Consider the following 23,838-nt stretch of genomic DNA (forward strand, 5'->3'; position numbering starts at 1 on the left):
AACCTTCGAGGTTTCCCTATGACCGACCAGACCACCGAAGCTCCAGCAGCAAAGCCCATTCCCGTTACCGTGCTGACCGGATATCTCGGCGCCGGCAAGACGACGCTTCTCAACCGCATTCTCTCCGAAAGCCACGGCAAGAAATACGCCGTCATCGTCAACGAATTCGGCGAGATCGGCATCGACAACGACCTGATCGTCGAGTCGGACGAAGAGATTTACGAGATGAACAATGGCTGCGTCTGCTGCACGGTGCGCGGCGACCTGATCCGCGTGGTCGAAGGCCTGATGCGCCGTCCGGGCCGTTTCGACGGCATCATCGTCGAGACGACCGGTCTTGCCGATCCCGTCCCGGTTGCCCAGACCTTCTTCATGGATGACGACGTTCGCGCCAAGACCGAACTCGACGCCGTGGTCGCGCTGGTCGATGCCAAGCATCTGCCGCTGCGCCTGAAGGACAGCCGTGAGGCCGAAGACCAGATCGCTTTTGCCGACGTCGTTCTCATCAACAAGACCGATCTCGTCACGCCGGAAGAACTGGCGATCGTCGAGGATGTCGTACGCGCCATCAATCCGACGGCTCGCATCTACAAGACCAGCCGCTCCGGCGTCGATCTCTCCCGCGTGCTTGATCAAGGCGCATTCAATCTGGAGCGCGCACTCGAAAACGACCCGCACTTCCTCGATCATGACCACGAGGATCACGTCTGCGGTCCGGACTGCGATCATGACCACCATCACCACGGCCATGATCACCACCATCATGATCATGACCACGATCATCATCACCATGATCACGGCCACCACCATGGCCATCATGATTCCATGTCGCCGATCCACGACATCACGGTGAAGTCGATCTCGCTGCGCGGCGGCGAAATGAACCCGGATCGCTTCTTCCCCTGGGTCCAGAAGATCACCCAGACGGAAGGCCCGAACATCCTGCGCCTGAAGGGCATTATCGCCTTTGCCGGTGATGATGAGCGTTATGTCATCCAGGGCGTTCACATGATCGTCGAAGGCGATCACCAGCGTCCGTGGAAGGATGGCGAGAAGCGCGAAAGCCGCCTCGTCTTCATCGGCCGCAATCTGGATTTCGCCAAGATCGAGCAGAGCTTCCTCGCCTGCCAGGCGACCGCCAAGACACCGGCCTGACATCGGCTGCAGATTTCAATATAGAAAAACGGGCGTCGGAAACGGCGCCCGAAAACCATATGGATAGTGAACCAATGTCTCGAATGATGGCCGTCTGATGCCGACAGTTGCACCGCTCGATATTGAAGGCCACGTCGTCTCCACGCATTTCCTGGGCGACATTCCCTTTTTTGCCACCGCTGCCGGCAGCATTCATCGTCTCGATGGCGGCGAAAAGGTGACCGAGGCGCATCAGGGGCTTCTGACCTGCATTCGCGATCCCTTCAGCGCCACCCTGCTTTCGGGCGGCGAAGACGGCAAGGTTGTGCGCATCGGCCATGATGGCGAAACGACCGTACTTGCAGAAGTACCGCGCAAATGGATCAGCGTCATCGCTGGCGGTCCGCAGAATGCCGTTGCCTATGCCGTCGGCAAGACGAGCGTCGTGCGACAGGGCGATGGTTCGGTCAAGGAATTCACCGAGGAGCGAAGTGTCGAGGGCATCGCCTTCGCCAACAAGGGCCTCCGGATCGCCGCCGCCCGCTATAATGGCGTCTCGCTGCACTGGGTCGGCACCAACGCACCGGCAGCCGATCTGGACTGGAAAGGTGCCCATACCGGCGTCACCTTCTCGCCGGACGGCCGCTTCCTCGTCACCACGATGCAGGAAAACGCGCTGCATGGCTGGAAGCTCGACGGCAAGGCCGGCGAAAACCGCCACATGCGCATGACCGGTTATCCCGCCAAGGTGAAATCACTGTCCTGGTCGGTAAAGGGCAAGTGGCTCGCCTCCTCGGGTGCACCCGCCGCCATCGTCTGGCCCTTCTCATCGAAGGACGGCCCGATGGGCAAGGCCCCGATGGAACTCGGCACCCGCGCCAATATCATGGTCACCCAGGTCGCTTTCCACCCTGCGGAAGAAGTTCTCGCCATCGGCTTCATCGACGGCATGATCCTTGGTGTGAGGATCGCCGACGAGAAGGAAGCGCTGCTGCGACGCCCGGGCAAGGGCGCGATTACCGGCTTGAGCTGGAGCGCCAGCGGCAAGCTGCTCTCCTTCTCATCTGAAGCTGGCGACTGCGGTGTGATCGACATCAGCGCATAACTCCTCACAGGGCCAGAGTAACAGCAAAGAATGGGTGGGGGCTCCATACTTCCCCCACCCACCCCACGGGAAAGCGTCGGCCCACGCTAATGACGTGAGGCCGGTGTTGCTCCCGGAGAGGAATTCGAAAACCAACCGCAGCCAGTTTACTCGCTTTGGTTGTGAATTCACTCTTAATATTAGGCGCCGATAATGCAATGGAATGCCCGCTGCATGATGAACAGGTAACCCTAATATTCCGGCTTTTATTCGATATTGATCTGTCGATTGGCGATCAGACAGGCGTGACGCGGATAATATCCGCCAGAAGATCATGCAACTGGTCACGATAACCATTACGCGCAGACGGGCCGCTTTCATTCGACGTCATCACCACCGTCATGGCGAGTGACGGGATGACATAGACCATCTGCCCGCCATAACCCCATCCGAACTTGACCTCTTCCCCGCCGATCTCCCGCATGAACCACCCATAGCCATAGGCATCGCCCGAGAAACGGGAATTGGTGCGTGGCATCCAAGACTGGTCGATCCAGCCTTGCGAAACGACCTGCCGCCCCTCCCCGGTCTTGCCGCCATTGCGGTAAAGCTCACCAAAAGCCATCAGCGAGCGGGCGGACATCGCCATCTGGTTTCCACCCAGATAGATGCCCTGCGGATCACGCTCCCAGGCACCGATCCTGAAACCATCGACAGGCTCCAGCCAGTCGCGCGCCAGCGCCAAGGTCGACTTGGACCCTACACGGGTAAGAATGGCAGAAAGGAGATGCGTTGATGCGGTGGAATACAGCATTTCGCCGCCCGGCTCGCCATCGAACGTTTCCGACAGAGCAAAACGCACCCAGTTCGGGCTTGCCACCCAACGCCCGTAATTCGGCCCCGACATCCGCGACAGCCCCGCCTGCATCGAAAGCAGATTGCCGATCGTGACTTCGTTAAGGCGTGGGTCGGGATTGCGCGGCAGATCGGCTTCCAGGATCGGCGCGATCTTCTGCTCGGTCCCTTCCAGAAGCTTGCGGTCGATGGCGATACCGACAAGGCAGGAAATGATCGATTTCGACGCCGACTTGATGTTGGTCGAAGCGTTAAGCGAACGTCCATTGAAAGCTCGCTCGGCCAGCGGCTCTCCGTTGCGATAGACCAGAACCACCTTCAGCGGTTCAAGCCCGGCGGCTTGATCGAGAACAGTTTTCAGTGTCTCGGGCGGTTGCGGCACCGGCTGCTGCGCAAATGAGCGACCGGCGGCAAACAGGAATGGAGCGGACAGGAGTGCGGAACGGCGTGTGATCATGGTTTGAGAGATAGGGCAATGCGATTGCCGCAATAAGGCAGAACCTGCAGCCTCACGCCGAAATGAACCCCTGTGAGACGTTCCGGGCTTTGCGCTTCCTCAGATGTCCGCTTCGGCAAATATCTTCGCCACCCAATCAATAAATACCCGCACGCGCGGCGAGAGCTGGCGGTTTTGCGGATAAAGAGCGGAGAGCGGTGTCGGCGGCGGCGGGAAATCCGGCAGTACCTCCACCAGTGTGCCCTCCTCGACATGCCGCTGTAGGTGATAGCGCGGTGCCTGCATCAGGCCAAAACCCCGGCGGGCAAGGTCCATGACCGTATCGGAATTATTGGCCGTGACACGCGCCGGCAAAGTCACATAACGCACGGCTTCCCCCACCATGAATTCGAGCGGCATGATCTGCCCGGTGCGTGAAGAAATGAAGCCGACTGCCTGATGCCCATCCAGCTCGTCCGGCGTTTTCGGCATACCACGAACCTTGACGTAATCGGGGCTGGCGCAGGTCATCTCGCAGATCGAGCCGAGCCTGCGCATGATCAGCGAACTGTCGCTCACTTCTCCCGCCCGGATCACGCAATCGATGCCCTCGCGCACGAGATCGACGAACCGATCGCTCTGCCCGAACTGGATCTCCAGCAACGGATAGCGATCGAGAAACGACCTCAGATGCGGCAGAAGAAAGGTCTGGGTCAGCATCGGATGCCCATCCACCCGCAGAATGCCCTGCGGCTTCGCATTCCGAAAGATCGCCTCCGCCTCATCCACATCGGCAAGGATCGACAAGCAACGCTGATAAAATGCGCTACCATCCAGCGTCACCGCCACATGCCGCGTTGTCCGCTCGAGCAGTCGCGCGCCGACATCGGCCTCCAGCGCCTTGATCGCCTGAGTGGCGGTGGAGCGGGCGAGCCCCAGATCGGCGGCGGCCGCAAGAAAGCTGCCCCGTTCCACCACCCGCACGAAAAGCTGCATGCGCAATAATCTGTCCATGGTAATTGTTCATCACATACAAATTGTCATGTCAAACGGGCGCCATTGTTCTCCCTGGAGATCAGCATATTTTCACGATCAGAAAAGGAGAATTACCATGACCGACAACACGAACCGCGTAGCAATCATCACCGGCGCCTCCAAGGGGATCGGCAAGGCTCTGGCTCTGCGCCTCGCCAAGGATGGACTTGCCGTCGTCGTCAATTACGCATCGAGCCAGTCTGCAGCCGATGACGTCGTCCGCGAAATCGAAACAGCTGGCGGCAAGGCTATCGCCGTCAAGGCGGATGTCGGCACATCAGCTGGCGTCACAGCGCTCTTCGACGCGGCAGAGAAAAGTTTCGGCGGCGTCGATATCCTCGTCAACAATGCCGGCGTCATGAAGCTGTCTCCGCTGATGGAGACGGATGACGCCGAATTCGACCGGCACATCACCATTAACCTCACCGGCACATTCTACGGCATTCGCGAGGCCGGCAAGCGGCTGCGCGAGGGCGGCCGGATCATCAATTTCTCGTCCAGCGTCGTCGGCATGTACGGTCCAGGTTACGGCCCCTATGCCGCCAGCAAGGCAGGCGTCGAAGCCATGACCCATGTTGCCTCCAAGGAACTCGGCAAACGCGGCATCACCGTCAATGCCGTCGCTCCCGGCCCGGTGGAAACCGAATTGTTCATGACCGGCAAGTCGGAAGAGCTGGTCCAGAACATCATACGCAACATCCCGCTCGGTCGCCTTGGACAGCCTGACGATATCGCCTCTGTCGTCTCGTTCCTGGCAAGCACGGAAAGCGGCTGGGTCAACGGCCAGATCCTGCGCGCCAATGGCGGCATGATCTGAAAAACGAATAGGAAGGAAAACCCCGATGCCGTTCGTCAATATCAAGACCCCGGAAGGCGCACTGACCAAGGCCCAGAAGCGAGAGATCGTGCACCGTACGACCGATATGCTGGTCGAATACATGAGCGAGGCCGCCCGCCCCCACACGATGGTGCTGATCGAGGAAGTCAAGGATGGGGGCTATGGCCGTGCCGACGAGATTTTCGTCATTCCTGAAGCCTATCGCGCACCGGCCGGGACCTGAACACTCTCGACTGAAAATAAAAAAGGCGGCGCGATAAAATCGCGCCGCACTAATACCCCCGCCCTTTTCTTCTATCAGAAGCGGTAGGTCACACCTGCACCGATCAGCCACGGATCGATCTTGGCTTTGCCCGAAAGCGGAACACCCAGCGGGCTGTTATCAACTTTCCAATCCGTTTCGAGGAAGATCTTCTTCACGTCGAAATTGATCCCCCAATGCTCGTCGAGCATGTAGTCGAAACCGGCCTGCAGAGCCCAGCCGAAGTCATTCTTGACGTCGAGGTTCTTGAAGCCACCCTTGTCGGACTGATTGTAGAACATCGAGTAATTGATGCCCGCACCGACATACGGCTTGAACGCGCCGAAATCGGTAAAGTGATACTGCAGCGTCAGCGTCGGCGGCAGAAGCCAGGCCTTGCCCACATCCAGATCTGCAGCACCGGTCGTGTTGATCTTGGCATAGGTCGTGCCGAGGATCAGTTCTGCGGCAATGTTGTCGGTGAAGAAGTAGCTGATATCCAGTTCCGGAATGACTGTATCGCTATATTCCAGCCCGTAAGCGCTGCTCTGATCAACCGAACCGCTATCCTTGGTGATGACGCCAAGTGCGCGTACGCGGATCTGCCACGGGCTCGGAGAAGAAATCGCTTCTTCTGCAACGGGCGCGACCTGGGCGGGCGCGATGTCCGCGGCTGCGGCCCCGAATGCGAAAAAGCCCGCGCTGATCCCCACCATCCAACGCGCATAGTTCCTGCTGCTGATTGTCATAAAACCTCTCCTTCCAGCCTGCCTAAATCTTCTGGAAAAGGTCTAAAACTCGTGCAGTTGCAGACACTTGATCGAGATCAAGTGTGCTCATCCACTAATCAAGGAGGCGGCGATTGTTGCCTAAATGACGCAGTGGCGATGCGCCGCTGATTTCCTCTCGTTCCACGGGATTCCGCAAAGGAAAAGCCCCGCCTCCGGAACTGGAGGCGGGGCTTCGGGATGATCGGAGTGGCCACGAGGCCTTTTTGCTGAACAATTCTATTTCAGGCCAGCTTGCGACCGCTCGCAACGATCATGCCCGCTGCACCTTCAAGCCAGCCTGCCTTCAGTTCCAGCGCCAGAAAACGGTCGCGCTGAAAAGGGCCTGGCATGACGAGATGCGCAGTCTTTTCGGCAAAAAAGCCGAATCTCTCATAATAGGGAGCGTCGCCGACCAGCAGGATGGCTCCATGGCCACGGTTATGCGCCTCTGCAATGGCGGCACGCATCAGCGCCCCACCGATGCCCTTGCCTTCCTGATCCGCGGAGACCGCGAGCGGGCCGAGCAACAGCGCCTCGATCGGATTGCCTTCCGGCGAAATGCCCGCCTCGATGTTCCACAGGCGAACCGTACCGATCAGGTGGCCGTCGCCATCGCGGGCGACCAGCGCCAGACCTTCCGCCGGGAGGCGGTTGCGGCGGATCTTTTCAGACGACTTCTTGCGGCGGTCAGCGCCCATGGCGCGATCGAGCAGGCTTTCACGCGCGACCACATCGGCCGGGTTTTCCATGTCGATCGTGTAGGTTTGGCTCGGCGCAAAGAATGCGCGGACAGAATCAAGAACAGTGGCCATCTTTGGGCCTCCCGCACTTAAAACCGTTTCAGACGGTATCGAGGTTTCGTTGTGGATTTGCGGCCCCCGGCTGGAGGTTCGGGAACCGCGAAACTGTCGGCAGAAGTGCCTTAGATAACGTATGCCTTGAGCGGCTCGAAGCCGTTGAAGGCGACGGCCGAATAGGTCGTCGTGTAGGCGCCGGTGCCTTCGATCAGAACATCGTCGCCGATCGAAAGGGAAATCGGCAGCGGATACATGTTCTTCTCATACATCACGTCAGCCGAATCGCAGGTCGGGCCGGCCAGAACGCAAGGCTCCATCTCGTCGCCGTCACGCTCGGTGCGGATCGGGTAACGGATAGCCTCGTCCATGGTTTCAGCGAGACCGCCGAACTTGCCGATGTCGAGGAAGACCCAGCGGTGGTTGTCATTGTCCGACTTGCGCGAAACGAGCACGACTTCCGCCTTGATGACGCCTGCATTGCCGACCATGCCGCGACCCGGCTCGATGATCGTCTTCGGCAGGTTGTTGCCGAAGTGCTTGCGCAGCGAGTTGGAGATCGCCTGGCCGTATTCCTCGGCCTTCGGGATGTCGCGCAGGTACTTGGTCGGGAAGCCGCCGCCCATGTTGACCATCTGCAGGACGATGCCCTGCTTGGCCAGCGATGCGAAGACGCGCTTGGCATCGGCCAGAGCCGAATCCCAAGCATCGACCTTGGTCATCTGCGAGCCGACATGGAAGGACACGCCGTAGCTTTCGAGACCCATCTGGTGAGCGTAGACGAGAACATCGACGGCCATCTGCGGCACGCAGCCGAACTTGCGCGACAGCGGCCATTCGGCGCCTTCGCCATCGGTCAGAACGCGGCAGAATACCTTCGCACCCGGCGCAGCGCGGGAAATCTTTTCGACTTCCTCATGGCTGTCGACAGCGAAGAGACCGACGCCGAGTGCGTGTGCACGGGCGATGTCGCGTTCCTTCTTGATCGTGTTGCCGAAGGAGATGCGGTCGGCAGTTGCACCGGCGTCGAGAGCCATCTGGATTTCGGCGACGGAAGCGCAATCGAAGCTCGAGCCGAGAGAGGCGAGCAGCTTGAGGATTGCCGGTTCCGGGTTTGCCTTGACCGCGTAGTAGATGGCGCTGTCCGGCAGGGCATGACGGAACGCATGGAAATTGTCGCGAACGACATCGAGATCGACAACGAGGCACGGACCTTCCGGACGTCGGGTCTTGATGAAGTCGAGGATGCGAGCAGTGGTCATGGGTCAGTCCCTTCGAAATCTCAAAGCTCCGGCTGCGAACCGGAGGACAAAGGACGGATAAGAATGCGCTCGGTGCCAGTAGTTGGAGACACTGGTACCGTGAGCACGCTTTACCGCGCGATATGTAGACCAACGCCCTGCCACGAGCTTTGATCCGGCTTTGTCTGCCTTGGATTGGAGGGTTGTCCCTACCGCACTTCCGGCAATGATGGTGTGCCTCTTCAGAATTGCAGGCTGATGGAAAGCCTGCAGAGACTAGAAAGGCCCGCACCGTCGTTGCTTCAGATGTCCTCGCATTTTCCGGTTGGCCGGAATAGCGACTGGAGGGGTTAGTTCCAGGTACCTTACCGATGACCTCACCTTAGAGATAAATCTCAATTCGAGGGTCGGCGGACACCCATGGGCACGTGCGACTTTGGGCAAAGCGGGAAATAAGAATATTCGCAGTCATAATCAAGAGATTTTTTACGCTCGACCATATTTTTACATTGGTCCATAAACATCGAACGAAGCAGCCGCTTTCGTTCAATATTCAGGAGACATCCCTTGGACACCCTCACCCGCATGCGCGCCTTCATCGATGTGGTCGAAGCCGAGGGTTTTTCCGCCGCCGCGCGCCGTACCGGCCGCTCCAAGGCGCTTCTTTCCAAATATGTCCGCGAGCTTGAGGATGATCTCGGTGCGCTGCTGTTGAACCGCACGACACGGCAGTTCTCTCTCACCGAAGCAGGCCACACCTATTATCGCAGCGCCTCGGACATATTGAAGGAGATCGACAACCTCGCCGACCTGGTGCGCGAAGGCAATGCGGACCTCAAGGGCCGATTGCGCGTTTCCGTGCCGCGCACTTTCATCGACGCCGATGTCGGCCAGTCGCTGATCGATTTTGCCAAGGCTCATCCCGATGTTCAGCTGGAAATCGTCGCGGACGACCGGTTCGTCGATCTGATCGAGGAAAATTTCGATCTGGCCATCCGCATCACCCGTCTGGAAGATTCCGGCATGATCGCAAAAAAGCTCAATGATTTCCGTGTACATGCCGTCGCGACCGCAGATATCGTCGCGCAATACGGCCCGCTGGAACATCCGCAGCAGTTGAGCAATGTCCCTTTTATCATCGATACCAACACGCGCGGGCACAACAATATCCGTTTCGTCGAAAAGGACGGCTCGACTTTATCCGTCGGCGTGTCAGGCCCGATCGAGGTCAACAGCCCGCAGGCGACATTGCGGGCCGCTCGCGCGGGGCTCGGCGTCGCGATCATCCCGGATTTCATCGCCAACGCCTATATCCAGTCCGGCGAGCTCGTCACGCTTTTCGATGACTACATCATCAAGGATCGCGGCATCTACGCCGTTTATCCGCATCGTCGCTATCTGCCAGCCAAGGTCAGAAGCTTCGTCGATTACCTAGCCAACTGGTTCCGCCAGGCGCGATGACGCAGTAGATGTCACAGTAATTGTGTAACATGTGAGTCGAAATTCCGTCCCATTTCAACGGCACAGCAGGCTGACCAGATGACACGGGACGAATATAGGGCGCCGGACCGAATGAAAAAAAGACTTGCGATCATCACTGCCCTTGCAGCCTGCACACTGCCTTATGCCGCCTCGGCCCACCCCCATATCTTTGTCGAATCGCGGCTGGAAGTAATCGGCGGGCCGGATGGCATGGTGCAGGAGCTGCGCAATGTCTGGCGTTTCGACGAGGTCTTCTCGTCCAGCGTGTTGCTGGATTTCGACAAGAACACCGATCTGAAACTGGACGAAAGCGAGCTGGCGGAACTCGGCGAGACGATGCGCACCTCGCTTGGCGACTACCACTACTTCACCACTTTGACGGTGAATGGCGCAACTGTCGGCGTGCAAAAACCGGACGTGATCCGCGTCACCTTCAAGGATGGGCAGATCCTCGTCTTCTTCTCGGTCAAACCGGACAAGCCGATGCCGCTCAAGGGCAGACTGACGTTCGGTATCTACGACCCGACCATGTATACCGCGATCGACTTTCCGACCGACAAGGACCTGGTGGCCGAAGGCCCCGCCTTCGCCAAATGCCAGCACAAAGTCATCCGTCCGGATCCCGACGAGGTCCTCTCCCAAAACAGCGCCTCGCTGACCGACGCATTCTTCAACGATCCGACCGGAACCGACATGTCGAAAATGTTTGCGACCCGTCTGGAGCTGACATGCTGAAATCTCCAAGGCTCGGTGTGGCGGCAGCCTTTGCCGCTGCGGCCTTTGCCAGCCTCTATCTCGCCACCGCCGTTCACGCCCAGTCGCCCCTGGGGGTCGGATCGGCGGAACCTTCATTCTCTGTCGGCGGGCCGTTCGCACCCTATCTCAGCTGGATCAATTACTACCAGCAATCCTTTTATCGCGCCCTGACCGGCTCGCTGAAAGCGATGCGGGAAGACCCTTCCGCCTTGGCAGGCCTGATCGGCCTATCCTTCGCCTATGGCGTCTTCCACGCCGCCGGCCCCGGTCACGGCAAGGCGGTCATTTCCTCCTACATGATCGCCAATGAAGTGGAACTGCGCCGCGGCGTTGCCATCTCGTTTATCTCGGCGCTTCTCCAGGGGCTGGTCGCGATCCTCGTCGTCGGCGCCGCCTTCGTCGTCCTGCGCGGCTCGGGCATCACCATGACAAAGGCGACATGGGCGATGGAAGTCGCAAGCTTCGCCATGGTCGCCCTCTTCGGCGCCTGGCTGTTGGTGAAAAAGCTTCGCGCGCTGAAACTACGGGTCGTGCGTGTCCCGGACGCCGACCCCGCAACCGGCACACTGTTCGATGGACCCGCCGCAAGCCGCAGCTCTACCGGCCTGAATTTCAAGGCAGTCGAAGTCGACGACCATGACTATGAAGGCGACGGCGACTATTGCGAGGCCTGCGGTGTCAGCCACATGCCCGATCCGAAAATGCTGGACGGCAAGGATTTCAGTCTCAAGGAAGCCTGGTCGGCGATCATCGCAGTCGGCCTGCGCCCCTGCTCCGGCGCCATTCTCGTCATGAGTTTTTCGCTGCTGAACGGCCTTTATCTCGGCGGCATCCTGTCGGTGCTGGCAATGTCGCTCGGCACGGCGATCACCGTTACGATCCTCGCCTCACTCGCGGTCGGCGCCAAGGATATAGCTCTCAAGGTTGCTGGACCCGGTTCAAAAACAGGCCGCCGCGTCGGCCATGCGATCGAGATCGGCGGCGCGCTTTTCGTTCTGCTGGTGGGGCTCTCGCTGCTAGGCGCGTCGCTACAGGCGTAACGTCAACGCCGACGCTGATACCGCGCCCTCAGCCAGAAAATCCAGAAGAAACCGAGCAGCAGGATCGCGCCGACGATAAAGGCAAGCGCCGGCGAATACTGGCCGATCCAGAGCACCAGAGACGGCAGGAAATAGATGACCGCGACGGCGCCGATCATGATCAGCGCCGCGGCAATCATCTGCGATCTCGTCTCCGGCTTCATGCTCATACCCTCAGCTGCCGATTTCGGCGCGGATATCCTCCAGCCGGCGCTTCTGGCCACCGTCGGCATCAAAATTCTCCGGCGCAAGCCAGGCTTCGAATGCCGCGTTGATTACAGGCCACTCGCTGTCGATCATCGAGAACCATGCCGTATCGCGGTTTGCGCCGCGGGAAATCACATGCTGGCGGAACACACCTTCGAAGGTGAAGCCATAACGGATAGCAGTTCTTTTGCTCGGCTCGTTTTCGTTATGGCACTTCCATTCGTAACGGCGATAGCCGAGATCCTCGAAGACATGCTTCGCCATCAGGTAATGCAGTTCGGTCGCCATCGGCGAACGCTTCATCGCCTCGCCATGTGCCACTGAGCCGACTTCAACGACTCCATTCTTTGGATCGGGCCGCATATAGCTCGCCATCCCGACGACCTCGCCGGTCGCATTTTCCCGCGCCACTAGCGTGATGAAGCTGAGATTGGCTTGTGCACCCTCAATCCATGCGCCGAACTCGCCCGCCGTGGCATAATCCTCGTTGGGGAAATACCGGATCAGATCGTTGATCCCCTCGCCGCCCAGAGCTTCCCAGAGCGCCTGCAGATGCGTGTCGCGATCATAGGGTTCGAGCGTGACGAACCGGCCAGTCAAGGTAACGGGCTTGGGAGCTGCAACTTTATAGGTTTTCAGATCGTGCATCGGAATAGCCTTGTTTCGCTACCCGACGATTAAGTCAGGGATCTCCCAAAGGCAATGCCACACCTGCCACTGAGCGTGGAGCCGGAGGGCGAGTGCCTCGCCCCAATTTATCATCAATCAATATTTGGCTCGGCAGATATATTGTTGTTGGTCCAGGATGGATTTAAATTCGGCTGAGATTTTGGGGTGCAAAAGATGCCCGTAAACCTGCCGCAAAAGTCTCCGACAGACCCTCGCCTGCTGACATTGCTGGGCCATGTCGCCGAAAGCTCGGGACGCCTCTGTCTTTCCGAAGATGAATATGAATTTCTGGAGGCGGAAACGTTCTTTCAGGATGCGGCGCGCAACAAGCTCATAACCATCGATCATGGCGGAGAATGGTCGACGGGAGCGGTAGTCTCGATCACCCGCGAAGGCCGCCTTATGATCGGCTCACCCGAACCCGAAAGCATCTGGAAAAAGCTTGAAGGCCTTTTCCGCCGCCGCATCGGCGGGGCAGACGGCTGACCGGCAAGGGAGCCGGTCTGAGCCGGCCCCCGTTCCTGTCAATCTAGGTTATCCGGATATCAGATCCCCTTCGCGCCACTGGCCTGCCTTCCAGTTTCTGATCCGCATGCGACGAGCGACAAAGCCGCATAGCAAGGGAGTGATCACGAAGCTCGCTACGATCACGACGGGGATCAGATATTTCGCCTGATCGGCAAAGGTCGGCACCGAAAGAACGGTGATAACGCCGACACCGAAGAGCACGGCATTGATCATCAGCGCGCACATCACTTTCAGCCAGATATCGGTCGGAATTTTCTCGGTTTCCATCATCGTCTTTCTCCTTTCAATGCCGACAAAAGCGTCTGGAGCAAGGATTGTTCCGACAAAACACAACCGATACGCGTCTTCCGTGTCTTCTTTAAACTGCCGGAGACGCAACCTTGGCCGACGAAACCGTGGCGTCGATATGGTCGATCAAGGCGTCGGGCAGATTGAGACGGCCGGCAAGCATATCAAGATAACCGCGCTCCGCTCTCGTATCCGGATCGATCGTCAGCCTTGTTGCGGTATAGAGTTCGACCTTCTGCTCCTCGGTACGTGCAGCAGCCACCAGATCGTCGATATCGACCGGATTGGCGAGTTCCTCGGCAATGAAGGCTTCGGCTTCCGCCCCGAGATCGACAGCATGGATCTTTTCCATGATGTTGGCGCGCTCGGCTTGGTCGATATGGCCGTCAGCCTTGGCGGCAGCGATCATCGCCCGGACGAGCGTCAACGCGAAATCATTGGAAAGCTGTGGCGACTGGAGGCTGAAGGGGGAATCCGGCGGCGGCAGCGCAATCGGCTCGGCTGCACTCGGCTGCGGTTGCGGCGCTGTCTGCGGCGACTGCCCCGACTTGTAATTCTTGTAGGCGAGATATCCCAGGCCCGCGACAGCCGCGATACCGCCGATCGTCACCGCATTGCCGGCAAGCTTGCGGCCTGTCTTGGTGCCGAGAATGGCGGCCGCGATACCCGCAGTCTTCAGAGGATTATTCTTGGCGATGTCCGTGACCTGCCCGGCCCATCCCGAGGCGGATCCGGATTTGCCGCTTCCCGAGCGCCCGGGAACCTGTGACCCGAGGAACTGGTCGAGAAGCTTTTTCGCGTCGAACATCGATATCTCCTATCGGTTGAATTTCGAGTGGGAGATAGGAACGAAAACGCGGGAAAACAATTTTCCCGCGTCATCGATAACGAAATTGTCAGAACGCTCCGGGGAAAAATCCCGGTGATCTCAACCCTTCAGTGCGAAGGCTTCCGATGCGAGCTTGGTGATGCCGGCCCAGTCGCCTGCAGCAACCAGTTCCTTCGGAGCAACCCAGGAGCCACCGACGCACACGACGTTCGGCAGCGACAGGTAATCCTTGGCATTCTTCAGCGAGATACCACCGGTCGGGCAGAAGAACGTACCTGCAAGCGGCGAGGACCAGGCATTCAGCATGGCGGCACCGCCAGCCTGCTCCGCCGGGAAGAACTTCATCACGTCATAACCGGCTTCGCGCAGCGTCATGACTTCGCTCGGCGTTGCCGTGCCCGGCAGAAGCGGAACGGCAGAATCCTTGGCGGCGGCAAGAACGCTCGGTGCGACGCCCGGCGAGACGATGAAGGTGGAGCCGGCCTTGACGGCAGCTTCGTAATCCTTCGAGTTCAAAATGGTGCCGGCACCGACATTGGCGCCTTCGACTTCGGCAGCAACCGCCTTGATGGCATCGAGTGCCGCCGGCGTGCGCAAGGTGATTTCGATGGCTCGCAGGCCGCCGGCAACAAGTGCCTTGGCTAGATCAACTGCCGACTTGGCGTCATCGACGATCAGCACCGGAACGACCGGCTGCAATTTGAGGATGGAAAGGACTTTCTCGGTTTTGCTAGCCATGCACGTTCTCCCTGAAACGATTGAAAATATGGCCCGGAAATAAACGTCGGCACGGTCATTGTCGAGAAAAAACCGGGCGGTGCGACAGAACGCATTTTCCAATCGTCATGTTTGCACTAGGTTGCTGCCGATGTTCCAAGACAGGTGTAGATGACATGGCGAAGGAAATCGAGCGGAAGTATCTGGTCAGTACCGACGGCTGGCGCTCCGGCGCCTCGTCATCCTCCAGCTTCCTGCAGGCTTACATTTCTTCCGGCAAGGATCGTTCCGTTCGTGTTCGCATCATGGATGGCGAAAGGGCGAAACTGACGATCAAGATCGGCCGCGACCTCTTCGCCCGCGACGAGTTCGAATATGACGTTCCGCTTGCCGATGCCAAGGAAATGGCAGAGCAAGCCCTCGGCGTCGTTCTGGAAAAGACCCGCTACTTCGTTCCTTATGAAGGCTATACCTGGGAGGTGGACGTCTATGCCGGCGCCTATGCCGGTCTGGTCGTGGCAGAGGTCGAGATTGCCAGCGAAAAGGACCGGCCACCCCTCCCCGACTGGATAGGCAAGGAAATCACCGGTGACCGGCGTTATTCGAACGTCAACATGGCAGTTGAAGACCTGAGCGAGGAACTCGTGCATGGCTTACCGTTTACGGCCGTCTGAACCCTTCACCGCCGAATTCTGTTCCGTCGCCCGGCAGCAGCTTTCGAAAGCGATCAGCTATCTCGAGGATCAGCCCGACGGCCCGCACGAAGCCATTCACGACGCCCGCAAGCGCTTCAAGCGTGTTCGTTCCCTCTACCGGCTCATCCAGCCGGATGCTCCTGATTTCCGCAGGCAGGAGAATGCCAGGATCCGCGATATCGCCCGGCAACTCTCGTCCGTACGCGATGCGACCGCCCTTGTCGAAACCGTAACCTATCTGGCAGACTTCGCGGCCTCTCCCGAAGAAAAAACCGCGCTCGAAACGGCACGAACGACACTCACCGCCCGCAGGGATCGCATCGCTGCGGAAGAACATGACCTTCCCGCCAAGATCACCTCAGCGATCGAGGGTTGCCGCGAAGCGATCGATGCGCTCGATGCCCTGAACCTTTCAGATACCCCGCGCAAGACGGCAAAGCACCTTGGAAAGGCCTGGAGGAAGCAGCTGGCGAAAGCCCATGCCGCGGTGCGCGAATGCGAGAAGCAGGGCGGCGCCGAAAGCTATCACGAGCTGCGCAAGAGCGGCCAGGCCTATTGGATGCACCTGTCGCTTCTGCGTGAGATCTGGCCCTCTGCGATGCAGGCGAAACAGAACGAATGCAAGACGCTCGTGGATCTTCTGGGCCACGAGCACGATCTCTCGGTTCTGACCGAATTGGCGGACAAGGAGCCCAGCCTGTTCGGCAGTGGCGACAGGCTTGCACGCCTGCTCGCGGCAATCATCAATCGCCAGCAGACGCTGCGGCGCGATGCGATGGAAAAGGCTCAAGGCCTGCTGGCAGAGACACCGAAGGAAGAGGCCGCCCTGATCGCACTCCTTTGGGAGAGAGCGGCGGGAACCAGCTCCGGCAAGACCAACAGGAACACGGCTGAACCTCGAAAGGCCGAGGAAGAATCCGCGTTGCGTGGCGCGCGATAGCGCTGTATTTGAGCCCCATGACAGACAATCAGATCACATCTCGGTCCCAGGCGACCGACGGAACAACCAATGGCTTCCTCGTTGCGGCGCTGTATCACTTCGCCCGTTTCGAGCGTTTTGAGGATTTTCGTGAGCCGCTTCAGGCTTTCTGTGACGAGAACGGCATCAAGGGTACTTTGCTGATTGCCCGCGAAGGCATCAACGGCACCGTTGCCGGCACCGACGATGCGATCGCCCGCCTGCTCGCCCATCTGCGCGCCCAGCCGGAATTCGCCAATCTGGAGCACAAGGAAAGCCGCGCATCGAAGATGCCTTTCCTGCGCATGAAGGTTCGGCCGAAGAAAGAGATCGTCACCATGGGCGTCGAGGATATCGACCCCAACAAAATCGTCGGCACCTATGTCGATCCGAAGGACTGGAACGCGCTGATTTCCGATCCCGAGACGATCCTGATCGACACGCGCAACGACTACGAAACCGCGATCGGCATCTTCAAGGGTGCCGTCGATCCGAATACGAAGACCTTCCGCGAGTTTCCGGACTGGGTGCGCAACAATACCGGCCTGCACAACAAGCCGAAGATCGCCATGTATTGCACCGGAGGCATCCGCTGCGAAAAGGCGACGGCCTTCATGAAGGAAGAAGGCTTCGAGGAGGTCTATCACTTGAAGGGTGGCATCCTCAAATATCTCGAGGAAGTGCCGGAAGAGGAAAGCCTGTGGGAAGGCGCCTGCTTCGTCTTCGATGAACGCGTCTCGGTCGAGCATGGCCTGAAAGAGGGCAATCACAAGCTTTGCCACGCCTGCCGCAACCCGATCACCGCAGAAGAGATCACCTCTCCTAAATACGAGGAAGGCGTCTCCTGCTCCAACTGCTACGACACGCGCAGCGAAGCCGACCGCCTGCGCTACCGCCAGCGGCAGCACCAGATCGCCCTCGCCAAGAAGCGTGGCGTCAAGCATATCGGCAGCTGAGAGACCGGTCGGTGAAAAACGTGTTGTTCGTCTGCAGCCAGAACAAGCTGCGCAGCCCGACAGCAGAACAGGTCTTCGCCGACTGGCCAGGTGTCGAGACATCTTCGGCGGGGACCAATAACGACGCCGAAAACCCGCTTTCCCACGAGCTCGTCGAATGGGCCGACATCATTTTCGTGATGGAGCGCGCCCACCGCGCCAAGCTTCAATCGCGATACCGGGCCGCGCTGAACGGCACACGCATCGTCTGCCTTGACATTCCCGATGACTATCAGTTCATGGATCCAAGGCTCGTGGAGCTTCTCAAAGCCAAGGTTCCGCGGCATCTATGAATGGCGAGGAATAACCTCACCTCAGCGAAAATATCGCCCTGCGCTCATCGCGCCGAAAAACGGCATCGATATCGTCGGCCGACATCGGTTGACCGAACAGGTAGCCCTGCAACTGGTCACAGCCGGTCAGCCGCAATTGCAGCACCTGGGCATCCGTCTCAACACCTTCGGCGGTGACTGGGATATCCAGCGAGCGCGCAAGCGCTACCGTCGCATGCAGAAGGTCGACCGCGCTCCGTTCCTGATCGAGCGCATGGATCAGCGATTTGTCGATCTTCATGCGGTCGAAACCGAACTGGCGAAGATAACCGACGCTCGAGAAGCCGGCACCGAAATCGTCGAGTGCGATATGAACGCCCAGTCGCCGCAGCTCGGCCATCGAGGTTTTCGCCCGGTCGGCATTCTGGATGAAATAGCCTTCGGTCATTTCCAACGTGATGTCTGCGGGGCTGGCTTTGGTCTGGCGAAGTACGTAGGCAACGTTCTGCGGAAATGCAGGGTCGCGGAATTGCCCCGGAGAGATGTTGACCGACAGCTTGAGGCCTGGCCAGCGTTTCACCGTCTCGCAGGCACGATGCAACACAAAGAGACCGAGCTGATCGATCAGGCCGGAGGTTTCGGCGATCGGAATGAAGACATCCGGGGAGACCGCGCCATAGCCCCTGCGGTTCCAGCGGGCCAGCGCCTCCACCCCGACGATCCTGCCATCCTGAGCAGAGACCACCGGCTGATAGACAACGGTCAGCTCCTGCCGTTCGATGGCGATCCTGAGGTCAATTTCGAGCCTGTGGCGCTCCTCCCGCTCGGCATCCATGTCCGGCGTGTAATACTCAAAGCGGCTGCGCCCGCTGTCCTTGGCCCGATACATCGCCATGTCCGCGCGCCGGACCAGTTCTCCACCATTAACGCTGCCGCGCTCGGATATCGCGATGCCGATGCTCGTCCCGATCACGGCCACCCGCTCACCGATGGTAAAGGGCTCCTCGAAAAAGCCGAGAATGCGCTCGCATAGCATCGCCGTTTCACGGCCCGGATCGTCCGAAAGAACTGCGATGGCAAACTCGTCTCCGCCGACCCGGGCAAGCACTGCCCCGTCGCCCACGAGGATCCTCAGCCCTGCCGCAACGCTGCGGATCAGCGTGTCGCCGGTACCATGCCCATAGGCATCGTTGACTTCCTTGAACCCGTCGAGATCGAGATAAAGCATAGTCACGCTCTGCCCGCTGCGCGCGCCTTCCTCCACCATGTCATCGAGAGCCATGAAGAACCCCGTACGGTTGAGCAGACCGCTCAGCCTATCGGTCATCGCAAGACGGCGCGCCGAGGCCTCATCAGCTTTCAGTCGATTGAGAGTATTCGTTCCGGCAACCAGCAGAAGCAGGAAGAAAAGCCCGACCATGGCCACCGCGCTGTAAACCAGTGAGCGGACCTGAAGATAGCTGATGTCCCCCGGCTTGCGCGGCGTCCAGCCAAGCTTTGCCAGAAGCCGACCATGCACGTTGCGAATCTCGACTGCATTGGGCAGCGCCTCATCTGCACCGACGAAATGCAACCCGCCGATGACATAAGTCTCCCCGAGTGCCGCAACCTTCTCGTCATTCAGATGGCGTGCGAAAACCAGATAGCGCCGGTTTTCCGGAGACACGTCGATAGCACCCGACTTCTCGCGGATAAGAGCTACACCGATCGCCGAAACACCCTTGCTGGTAGCGATAAATCCGATCGCCTCCGGCACGCTCTCCGGGCCGGCCGACTGCGCCTTGTCGAAAAGTGTCCAGAGCGATGAATCGAAATAGTCGCCGGGCGCCCAATCGACCGGATGACCGTCCTGATAGGCCATCAGAACATTGCGATGGGTGTCCAGCAGCATCGCAACGTCGAAAAGATCGCTGTTAACGGTCATGTCGCCGAAATTACTGACGATCCAGTCCTGCCCGTCCGGCGCATAAACGAAATTCGCCGCATCGTCCCAGGCCGCATAGTCGTTCAGCGTCGCATGAAGCTGATCCTGAAAGGTCCGAACGGCACCGCTGGTGGTCGCACGCGACCGCTGCTCATCGAGATTGTTGGTGTGGTCAGTGATCCGGTTGACAGCTGTGAGAATGAAAACGGTGACGAGAAAAACGACAAGGGCGAAGGCGCCGAGCATCGAAGTCACGGCGGACTTGCGCCCAACGTTCACGGGGCGTCGGAAACGGAATGATAACAGCCCCATAGAACCCCTCTCTAAACCAGAAGTTTATCGCGAGTATTCCTTCAGATACAGTTAAGATTGAAGTGGAAGATACCACTTCAAAAAGAAGCCCCTTACGCGTTCTCTCGCGTAAGGGGCTGTAACAGATCAATATTTTGCTTCGCAGCAGATTACCAGGACGGGATCAGCGCACCCTTGTATTCATCATTGATGAACTTGCGGATGCTTTCGTCGTGATAGGCTTCGACCAGCGTCTTGGCCCAGGGAGCGTCCTTGTCGGCGGAGCGTACTACGATGATGTTGGCGTAGGGCGACTTTTCGCCTTCGATGGCGATCGCATCCTTCTTCGGGTTCAGGCCGGCTTCCATGGCGTAGTTCGTGTTGATGACGGCAGCATCGACGTCATCGAGCGAACGCGGCAGCTGGGCAGCGTCCAGTTCGGAGAATTCGATCTTCTTCGGGTTCTCGATAATGTCCGAAGGCGTAACCTTGATGCCGGCATCCGGCTTGAACTTGATCAGGCCCTTCGACGCCAGAACCAGCAGCGCGCGGCCGCCATTGGTCGGGTCGTTCGGGATGGCGACGGTGTCGCCGTCCTTCAGCTCGTCAAGGCTCTTCACCTTCTTGGAATAGACGCCCATCGGAGTGGTGATCGTCTTGCCGATGGCAACGAGATCGAACTTGCGGTCGGCGATCTGGTTGTCGAGATAGGGCTGGTGCTGGAACGAGTTGGCCTGGATGTCGCCGTCGTTCAGCGCCTGGTTCGGCACGACATAGTCGGAGAACTCGATGATATCGATGTTGAGGCCCTTGGTCTTGGCGACGGCGGCAACCTTTTCCATGATATTGGCGTGTTCACCCGGCGTGACGCCGACCTTGATGTCTTCGGCAAGTGCGGAGCTTGCGGCAGCAAGCGCAAATGCGGCAGCGAGTACGAGCTTCTTCATTGGATGTTTCCTCACGATTTTATTGGGTTTATGGCGTTCCCGGCCTCGTATCTTGGGAGGTGGCCGGAAACGCAATTCGTTGGTGCTTACCAGGTCGGGGTGATCGCGCCCTTGAACTTCTCTTCGATGAAGGCCGACACTTCCGCGCTGTGATAGCTCTCGACGAAGGTCTTCACCCAGTCGGCATCCTTATCCTTGGCGCGAACAGCGATGACGCCGACATAAGGCGCCTTGGTGCTTTCCTGGAAAATCCCGTCCGTCTTCGGGTTGAGGCCGGCGGCAAGCGCGTAATTGGTGGTGATGGCGGCGAGATCGACGTCATCGAGCGAGCGCGGCAGCTGGGCGGCATCCAGTTCGACGATGTTGAGCTTCTTCGGGTTCTCGGTAATGTCGGCAACCGAGGCCTTCACGCCGATACCGTCCTTGAGCGTGATCAGCTTCTGGTCGGCCAGCAGCAGAAGCGCGCGCGCACCGTTGCTCGGGTCGTTCGGGATGGCAATCGATGCGCCGTCCTTCAGCTCGGACAGAGCCTTGATCTTCTTCGAGTAACCGGCCATCGGGAAGTTGACCGACTTCGCCACGCTCACGAGATCGAGCTTCCGCTCCTTCACCTGGTTGTCCAGATAAGGCTGGTGCTGGAACGAGTTGATGTCGATATCGCCATCCGACAGCGCCTGGTTCGGCACGACATAATCGGAGAACTCAACGACATCGAGTTCAAGTCCCTTCTTGGCGGCGACTTCCTTCACCTTCTCGACGATCTGCGCATGCGGACCGGGCGTCACGCCGACCTTCTTGGTTTCGGCAAGCGCCGCACCGGTGGAGAAGAGAGCGGCAAGAGTGGCCGCAACAATCAGTTTCTTCATTATCTTGTCCCTCTGAAACACTCAGTTCTTGCGGTTACGTTTATCGAAACGGCGGGCCAGTGCATCGCCAGCACTCTGGACGAGCTGGACGAGTACGATCAGCACGACGACAACGGCGAGCATCATTTCCGGCATGAAGCGCTGGTAGCCGTAGCGAATACCAAGGTCGCCGAGACCGCCGCCACCAACGGCACCGACCATTGCCGAATAACCGATCAGGCTGACCAGGGTCATGGTGAGCGCCGCCATCAGCGAAGGTCGGGCTTCCGCCAGAAGCACCTTGAAGACGATCTGCGTCGGTGTCGCGCCCATGGCACGCGCAGCCTCGATCAGCCCCTTGTCGATCTCGCGGATTGCAGCTTCGACGAGGCGCGCGAAGAAGGGAATGGTCGCGATCGTCAGCGGCACGATCGCCGCATAGGTACCGATCGACGTACCTGTAATCAGCCGCGTGAACGGAATGATCGCCACGACGAGAATGATGAAGGGAGTGGAGCGCGCCGCGTTGATGATCAGGCCGACAATGCGGTTGATAGCCGGAGCCGGGAAAAGCTCACCCCGGCCGCTGGTAGCAAGGAAGATGCCGATCGGCAGTCCGATCAGCGAACCGATCACGCCGGCCGCGGCAACCATCTGCAGGGTCTGGCCAAGCGCCTTAAGCAGCAGGTTGAGAAGCATATCAGGAGACATAGCCGAGCACCTCCGTGGAAAGGCCGGTTTCGGCATAGAAGCGATTGGCCCGCTCGATAACCGCAGGATCGGCGGAATAGGATACGACCAGTGAGCCGAACGGCTTGCCGCCGATTTCCTCGATCCCGCCGGCAAGAATATTGACGTCCGAACCGAGTTCGGCGACGAGCCGCGCCGTCAGCGGTTGGAAGGCGGTCTCCCCGAAGAAAACGAGCCTCACCAGCGCCCGGTCTCCGGCCGAAGGCGAATGCTTGATACCTGTCCGCAGCCATTCAGGCAGCGCCAGGGATGATGCAAGCAGCGTCCGTGTCGTATCATGTTTCGGGCTGGCATAGACATCGAAGACCCGGCCCGATTCGACGATCAGGCCCTTGTCGATCACCGCAACATCGGTCGCGATCGTCTTCACCACTTCCATCTCATGGGTGATGAGAAGCACGGTCAGGCCAAGCTCGGCATTGATGCGCTTCAGAAGCTCGAGGATCGACTGCGTCGTTTCCGGGTCGAGTGCCGAAGTAGCTTCGTCAGAAAGCAGAAGCTTCGGATCGGTCGCCAGCGCGCGGGCGATGCCTACACGCTGCTTCTGGCCGCCCGAGAGTTCGGAAGGATAGCTGCGGGCCTTGTCGCCGAGACCGACCAGATCGAGCAGCGGCCCGACCTTGGCCTTGATCGTCCTGGCATCGACGCCAGCAATTTCCAGCGGCAGCGCGACATTGTCATAGGCCGTGCGCGACGACAGAAGATTGAAGTGCTGGAAGATCATGCCGATCTGGCGGCGCAGATCCCGCAGGCCTGATTCCGGCAGACCGCCGACTTCCGTACCATCAACGATGACCTTGCCGGAGGTCGGCTTTTCAAGCCCGTTGACCAGACGAATAAGCGTCGACTTGCCGGCGCCCGAGCGGCCGATAATGCCGGTGATCGCGCCGTGTGCAACGGTGAAATCGATCCCGTCAAGGGCCGTGAAAGCGGGCTGGCCGCCCGTACCGCCGAAGCGCTTCGTAACGCCCTCGAAGGAAACCATGGGAGTGCCGGAAGACGCCCCCTGGTCTATTCCCTCCGCTCGGACGGACGGCGCGACAGTTGTCGCGGCATGTTGGATGGTCATTTGAAACTCACGAGTTAAGTCAGGTCATTCTTGGCGGCGAGAATACCGCTCGATCACGCGCCCAGACGGCACATTCGATGACAGGTGACTTTCCGGAGCATTTCGATCG

General features: G+C 59.1%; 27 protein-coding genes. 12 read left to right on the forward strand and 15 right to left on the reverse strand.

Annotation, left to right across the window (positions count from 1 at the left end; translation table 11 throughout):
- The first annotated feature begins 18 nt into the window (after nucleotides 1-18).
- Nucleotides 19-1,155: a CobW family GTP-binding protein gene (locus ACI3K0_RS05020; protein WP_404945033.1), complete on the forward strand. Its 1,137-nt coding sequence runs from the start codon at nucleotides 19-21 to the stop codon at nucleotides 1,153-1,155.
- A gap of 97 nt (nucleotides 1,156-1,252) precedes the next feature.
- Nucleotides 1,253-2,239, forward strand: a complete 987-nt coding sequence (locus tag ACI3K0_RS05025; protein WP_404945034.1) for a WD40 repeat domain-containing protein — start codon at nucleotides 1,253-1,255, stop codon at nucleotides 2,237-2,239.
- A 274-nt stretch (nucleotides 2,240-2,513) separates the two neighbouring features.
- On the opposite strand, the gene ACI3K0_RS05030 is transcribed toward ACI3K0_RS05025, so the two are convergent.
- Together ACI3K0_RS05030 and ACI3K0_RS05035 are read right to left on the reverse strand one after the other, a co-directional pair.
- Complete coding sequence (locus tag ACI3K0_RS05030; protein WP_404945035.1) at nucleotides 2,514-3,530, reverse strand: serine hydrolase domain-containing protein; 1,017 nt, start codon at nucleotides 3,528-3,530, stop codon at nucleotides 2,514-2,516.
- Between the two features lie 99 nt (nucleotides 3,531-3,629).
- Nucleotides 3,630-4,523: a LysR substrate-binding domain-containing protein gene (locus ACI3K0_RS05035; protein ID WP_404945036.1), complete on the reverse strand. Its 894-nt coding sequence runs from the start codon at nucleotides 4,521-4,523 to the stop codon at nucleotides 3,630-3,632.
- A gap of 97 nt (nucleotides 4,524-4,620) precedes the next feature.
- Here ACI3K0_RS05035 and ACI3K0_RS05040 point away from each other — a divergent pair, with 97 nt between their 5' ends.
- Complete coding sequence (locus ACI3K0_RS05040) at nucleotides 4,621-5,361, forward strand: SDR family oxidoreductase (RefSeq protein ID WP_404945037.1); 741 nt, start codon at nucleotides 4,621-4,623, stop codon at nucleotides 5,359-5,361.
- A 25-nt stretch (nucleotides 5,362-5,386) separates the two neighbouring features.
- Nucleotides 5,387-5,605: a 4-oxalocrotonate tautomerase family protein gene (locus ACI3K0_RS05045; protein WP_206823147.1), complete on the forward strand. Its 219-nt coding sequence runs from the start codon at nucleotides 5,387-5,389 to the stop codon at nucleotides 5,603-5,605.
- 74 nt (nucleotides 5,606-5,679) lie between these two features.
- Here the strand turns inward: ACI3K0_RS05045 and ACI3K0_RS05050 are convergent, their stop codons facing one another.
- From ACI3K0_RS05050 to odc2, 3 genes are all read right to left on the reverse strand, one after another.
- Nucleotides 5,680-6,339, reverse strand: a complete 660-nt coding sequence (locus ACI3K0_RS05050; RefSeq protein ID WP_404945121.1) for an OmpW/AlkL family protein — start codon at nucleotides 6,337-6,339, stop codon at nucleotides 5,680-5,682.
- 296 nt (nucleotides 6,340-6,635) lie between these two features.
- Entirely contained in the window at nucleotides 6,636-7,205 is a 570-nt protein-coding gene (locus tag ACI3K0_RS05055) for a GNAT family N-acetyltransferase (RefSeq protein WP_404945038.1), read from the reverse strand.
- A gap of 110 nt (nucleotides 7,206-7,315) precedes the next feature.
- Nucleotides 7,316-8,449 (reverse strand): ornithine/lysine decarboxylase, encoded by a 1,134-nt coding sequence (odc2, locus tag ACI3K0_RS05060; RefSeq protein WP_312406639.1) that lies wholly within the window; start codon nucleotides 8,447-8,449, stop codon nucleotides 7,316-7,318.
- Between the two features lie 546 nt (nucleotides 8,450-8,995).
- Between odc2 and ACI3K0_RS05065 the strand changes: the two genes are divergently transcribed.
- The 3 genes from ACI3K0_RS05065 (at nucleotide 8,996) to ACI3K0_RS05075 (ending at nucleotide 11,706) form a co-directional block, all read left to right on the forward strand.
- A complete protein-coding gene (locus ACI3K0_RS05065; protein ID WP_148143353.1) occupies nucleotides 8,996-9,889 on the forward strand; it encodes a LysR family transcriptional regulator in 894 nt (297 codons plus the stop codon).
- Nucleotides 9,890-10,000: 111 nt separating this feature from the next.
- Complete coding sequence (locus ACI3K0_RS05070) at nucleotides 10,001-10,645, forward strand: DUF1007 family protein (protein ID WP_404945039.1); 645 nt, start codon at nucleotides 10,001-10,003, stop codon at nucleotides 10,643-10,645.
- Nucleotides 10,639-11,706: a nickel/cobalt transporter gene (locus ACI3K0_RS05075; protein WP_404945040.1), complete on the forward strand. Its 1,068-nt coding sequence runs from the start codon at nucleotides 10,639-10,641 to the stop codon at nucleotides 11,704-11,706. The genes ACI3K0_RS05070 and ACI3K0_RS05075 overlap by 7 nt, the downstream gene beginning before the upstream one ends.
- 2 nt (nucleotides 11,707-11,708) lie before the next feature.
- Here ACI3K0_RS05075 and ACI3K0_RS05080 read toward each other — a convergent pair whose 3' ends face one another.
- Together ACI3K0_RS05080 and ACI3K0_RS05085 are read right to left on the reverse strand one after the other, a co-directional pair.
- Nucleotides 11,709-11,909: a hypothetical protein gene (locus tag ACI3K0_RS05080; protein ID WP_404945041.1), complete on the reverse strand. Its 201-nt coding sequence runs from the start codon at nucleotides 11,907-11,909 to the stop codon at nucleotides 11,709-11,711.
- A 10-nt stretch (nucleotides 11,910-11,919) separates the two neighbouring features.
- Nucleotides 11,920-12,600, reverse strand: coding sequence for a GNAT family N-acetyltransferase (locus tag ACI3K0_RS05085; RefSeq protein ID WP_404945042.1), 681 nt, complete (start codon nucleotides 12,598-12,600; stop codon nucleotides 11,920-11,922).
- 195 nt (nucleotides 12,601-12,795) lie between these two features.
- Between ACI3K0_RS05085 and ACI3K0_RS05090 the strand changes: the two genes are divergently transcribed.
- Nucleotides 12,796-13,107 carry a hypothetical protein gene (locus ACI3K0_RS05090; protein WP_148143343.1) on the forward strand — a complete coding sequence of 104 codons (312 nt, stop codon included), beginning with the start codon at nucleotides 12,796-12,798 and terminating at the stop codon, nucleotides 13,105-13,107.
- A 48-nt stretch (nucleotides 13,108-13,155) separates the two neighbouring features.
- Here the strand turns inward: ACI3K0_RS05090 and ACI3K0_RS05095 are convergent, their stop codons facing one another.
- The 3 genes from ACI3K0_RS05095 to ACI3K0_RS05105 form a co-directional block, all read right to left on the reverse strand.
- On the reverse strand, nucleotides 13,156-13,419 hold the full coding sequence (locus tag ACI3K0_RS05095) for a hypothetical protein (RefSeq protein WP_404945043.1): 264 nt from the start codon (nucleotides 13,417-13,419) through the stop codon (nucleotides 13,156-13,158).
- Between the two features lie 88 nt (nucleotides 13,420-13,507).
- Nucleotides 13,508-14,245 (reverse strand): tellurite resistance TerB family protein, encoded by a 738-nt coding sequence (locus ACI3K0_RS05100; protein WP_148143340.1) that lies wholly within the window; start codon nucleotides 14,243-14,245, stop codon nucleotides 13,508-13,510.
- Between the two features lie 120 nt (nucleotides 14,246-14,365).
- Nucleotides 14,366-15,004, reverse strand: a complete 639-nt coding sequence (locus tag ACI3K0_RS05105) for a 2-dehydro-3-deoxy-phosphogluconate aldolase (protein WP_404945044.1) — start codon at nucleotides 15,002-15,004, stop codon at nucleotides 14,366-14,368.
- Nucleotides 15,005-15,159: 155 nt separating this feature from the next.
- Between ACI3K0_RS05105 and ACI3K0_RS05110 the strand changes: the two genes are divergently transcribed.
- Genes ACI3K0_RS05110 through ACI3K0_RS05125 form a run of 4 tightly spaced genes read left to right on the forward strand, consistent with a single transcriptional unit; the run spans nucleotide 15,160 to nucleotide 17,924 of the window.
- Nucleotides 15,160-15,657, forward strand: coding sequence for a CYTH domain-containing protein (locus tag ACI3K0_RS05110; RefSeq protein WP_404945045.1), 498 nt, complete (start codon nucleotides 15,160-15,162; stop codon nucleotides 15,655-15,657).
- Nucleotides 15,632-16,618: a CHAD domain-containing protein gene (locus ACI3K0_RS05115; protein WP_404945046.1), complete on the forward strand. Its 987-nt coding sequence runs from the start codon at nucleotides 15,632-15,634 to the stop codon at nucleotides 16,616-16,618. Before ACI3K0_RS05110 ends, ACI3K0_RS05115 begins: the two co-directional genes overlap by 26 nt.
- 17 nt (nucleotides 16,619-16,635) lie before the next feature.
- Nucleotides 16,636-17,592, forward strand: a complete 957-nt coding sequence (locus ACI3K0_RS05120) for a rhodanese-related sulfurtransferase (protein WP_148143329.1) — start codon at nucleotides 16,636-16,638, stop codon at nucleotides 17,590-17,592.
- Nucleotides 17,593-17,603: 11 nt separating this feature from the next.
- On the forward strand, nucleotides 17,604-17,924 hold the full coding sequence (locus tag ACI3K0_RS05125; RefSeq protein WP_206823174.1) for a low molecular weight protein tyrosine phosphatase family protein: 321 nt from the start codon (nucleotides 17,604-17,606) through the stop codon (nucleotides 17,922-17,924).
- 16 nt (nucleotides 17,925-17,940) lie between these two features.
- Here ACI3K0_RS05125 and ACI3K0_RS05130 read toward each other — a convergent pair whose 3' ends face one another.
- The 5 genes from ACI3K0_RS05130 to ACI3K0_RS05150 all read right to left on the reverse strand — a co-directional run bounded on the left by ACI3K0_RS05130 (nucleotide 17,941) and on the right by ACI3K0_RS05150 (nucleotide 23,645).
- Complete coding sequence (locus ACI3K0_RS05130; RefSeq protein ID WP_404945047.1) at nucleotides 17,941-20,139, reverse strand: EAL domain-containing protein; 2,199 nt, start codon at nucleotides 20,137-20,139, stop codon at nucleotides 17,941-17,943.
- Between the two features lie 149 nt (nucleotides 20,140-20,288).
- Nucleotides 20,289-21,065: a MetQ/NlpA family ABC transporter substrate-binding protein gene (locus ACI3K0_RS05135; RefSeq protein ID WP_148143321.1), complete on the reverse strand. Its 777-nt coding sequence runs from the start codon at nucleotides 21,063-21,065 to the stop codon at nucleotides 20,289-20,291.
- 86 nt (nucleotides 21,066-21,151) lie between these two features.
- A complete protein-coding gene (locus tag ACI3K0_RS05140) occupies nucleotides 21,152-21,931 on the reverse strand; it encodes a MetQ/NlpA family ABC transporter substrate-binding protein (RefSeq protein ID WP_404945048.1) in 780 nt (259 codons plus the stop codon).
- A 21-nt stretch (nucleotides 21,932-21,952) separates the two neighbouring features.
- Nucleotides 21,953-22,621 (reverse strand): methionine ABC transporter permease, encoded by a 669-nt coding sequence (locus tag ACI3K0_RS05145; RefSeq protein WP_148143316.1) that lies wholly within the window; start codon nucleotides 22,619-22,621, stop codon nucleotides 21,953-21,955.
- Nucleotides 22,611-23,645 (reverse strand): methionine ABC transporter ATP-binding protein, encoded by a 1,035-nt coding sequence (locus ACI3K0_RS05150; RefSeq protein ID WP_404945122.1) that lies wholly within the window; start codon nucleotides 23,643-23,645, stop codon nucleotides 22,611-22,613. Before ACI3K0_RS05150 ends, ACI3K0_RS05145 begins: the two co-directional genes overlap by 11 nt.
- Nucleotides 23,646-23,838 lie beyond the last annotated feature (193 nt).

Source organism: Rhizobium sp. ZW T2_16, from assembly GCF_044987325.1.
In the GTDB taxonomy this organism is placed as follows: domain Bacteria; phylum Pseudomonadota; class Alphaproteobacteria; order Rhizobiales; family Rhizobiaceae; genus Neorhizobium; species Neorhizobium cellulosilyticum.

Excerpts from the sequence above, each read along its gene's own strand:
- ACI3K0_RS05020 (WP_404945033.1), top strand. The coding sequence starts at position 19 with ATGACCGACCAGACCACCGAAGCTCCAGCAGCAAAGCCCATTCCCGTT.
- ACI3K0_RS05025 (WP_404945034.1), top strand. The coding sequence starts at position 1,253 with ATGCCGACAGTTGCACCGCTCGATATTGAAGGCCACGTCGTCTCCACG.
- ACI3K0_RS05030 (WP_404945035.1), bottom strand. The coding sequence starts at position 3,530 with ATGATCACACGCCGTTCCGCACTCCTGTCCGCTCCATTCCTGTTTGCC.
- ACI3K0_RS05035 (WP_404945036.1), bottom strand. The coding sequence starts at position 4,523 with ATGGACAGATTATTGCGCATGCAGCTTTTCGTGCGGGTGGTGGAACGG.
- ACI3K0_RS05040 (WP_404945037.1), top strand. The coding sequence starts at position 4,621 with ATGACCGACAACACGAACCGCGTAGCAATCATCACCGGCGCCTCCAAG.
- ACI3K0_RS05045 (WP_206823147.1), top strand. The coding sequence starts at position 5,387 with ATGCCGTTCGTCAATATCAAGACCCCGGAAGGCGCACTGACCAAGGCC.
- ACI3K0_RS05050 (WP_404945121.1), bottom strand. The coding sequence starts at position 6,339 with ATGGTGGGGATCAGCGCGGGCTTTTTCGCATTCGGGGCCGCAGCCGCG.
- ACI3K0_RS05055 (WP_404945038.1), bottom strand. The coding sequence starts at position 7,205 with ATGGCCACTGTTCTTGATTCTGTCCGCGCATTCTTTGCGCCGAGCCAA.
- odc2 (WP_312406639.1), bottom strand. The coding sequence starts at position 8,449 with ATGACCACTGCTCGCATCCTCGACTTCATCAAGACCCGACGTCCGGAA.
- ACI3K0_RS05070 (WP_404945039.1), top strand. The coding sequence starts at position 10,001 with ATGAAAAAAAGACTTGCGATCATCACTGCCCTTGCAGCCTGCACACTG.
- ACI3K0_RS05075 (WP_404945040.1), top strand. The coding sequence starts at position 10,639 with ATGCTGAAATCTCCAAGGCTCGGTGTGGCGGCAGCCTTTGCCGCTGCG.
- ACI3K0_RS05080 (WP_404945041.1), bottom strand. The coding sequence starts at position 11,909 with ATGAAGCCGGAGACGAGATCGCAGATGATTGCCGCGGCGCTGATCATG.
- ACI3K0_RS05085 (WP_404945042.1), bottom strand. The coding sequence starts at position 12,600 with ATGCACGATCTGAAAACCTATAAAGTTGCAGCTCCCAAGCCCGTTACC.
- ACI3K0_RS05090 (WP_148143343.1), top strand. The coding sequence starts at position 12,796 with ATGCCCGTAAACCTGCCGCAAAAGTCTCCGACAGACCCTCGCCTGCTG.
- ACI3K0_RS05095 (WP_404945043.1), bottom strand. The coding sequence starts at position 13,419 with ATGATGGAAACCGAGAAAATTCCGACCGATATCTGGCTGAAAGTGATG.
- ACI3K0_RS05100 (WP_148143340.1), bottom strand. The coding sequence starts at position 14,245 with ATGTTCGACGCGAAAAAGCTTCTCGACCAGTTCCTCGGGTCACAGGTT.
- ACI3K0_RS05105 (WP_404945044.1), bottom strand. The coding sequence starts at position 15,004 with ATGGCTAGCAAAACCGAGAAAGTCCTTTCCATCCTCAAATTGCAGCCG.
- ACI3K0_RS05110 (WP_404945045.1), top strand. The coding sequence starts at position 15,160 with ATGGCGAAGGAAATCGAGCGGAAGTATCTGGTCAGTACCGACGGCTGG.
- ACI3K0_RS05115 (WP_404945046.1), top strand. The coding sequence starts at position 15,632 with ATGGCTTACCGTTTACGGCCGTCTGAACCCTTCACCGCCGAATTCTGT.
- ACI3K0_RS05120 (WP_148143329.1), top strand. The coding sequence starts at position 16,636 with ATGACAGACAATCAGATCACATCTCGGTCCCAGGCGACCGACGGAACA.
- ACI3K0_RS05130 (WP_404945047.1), bottom strand. The coding sequence starts at position 20,139 with ATGGGGCTGTTATCATTCCGTTTCCGACGCCCCGTGAACGTTGGGCGC.
- ACI3K0_RS05135 (WP_148143321.1), bottom strand. The coding sequence starts at position 21,065 with ATGAAGAAGCTCGTACTCGCTGCCGCATTTGCGCTTGCTGCCGCAAGC.
- ACI3K0_RS05140 (WP_404945048.1), bottom strand. The coding sequence starts at position 21,931 with ATGAAGAAACTGATTGTTGCGGCCACTCTTGCCGCTCTCTTCTCCACC.
- ACI3K0_RS05145 (WP_148143316.1), bottom strand. The coding sequence starts at position 22,621 with ATGTCTCCTGATATGCTTCTCAACCTGCTGCTTAAGGCGCTTGGCCAG.
- ACI3K0_RS05150 (WP_404945122.1), bottom strand. The coding sequence starts at position 23,645 with ATGGTTTCCTTCGAGGGCGTTACGAAGCGCTTCGGCGGTACGGGCGGC.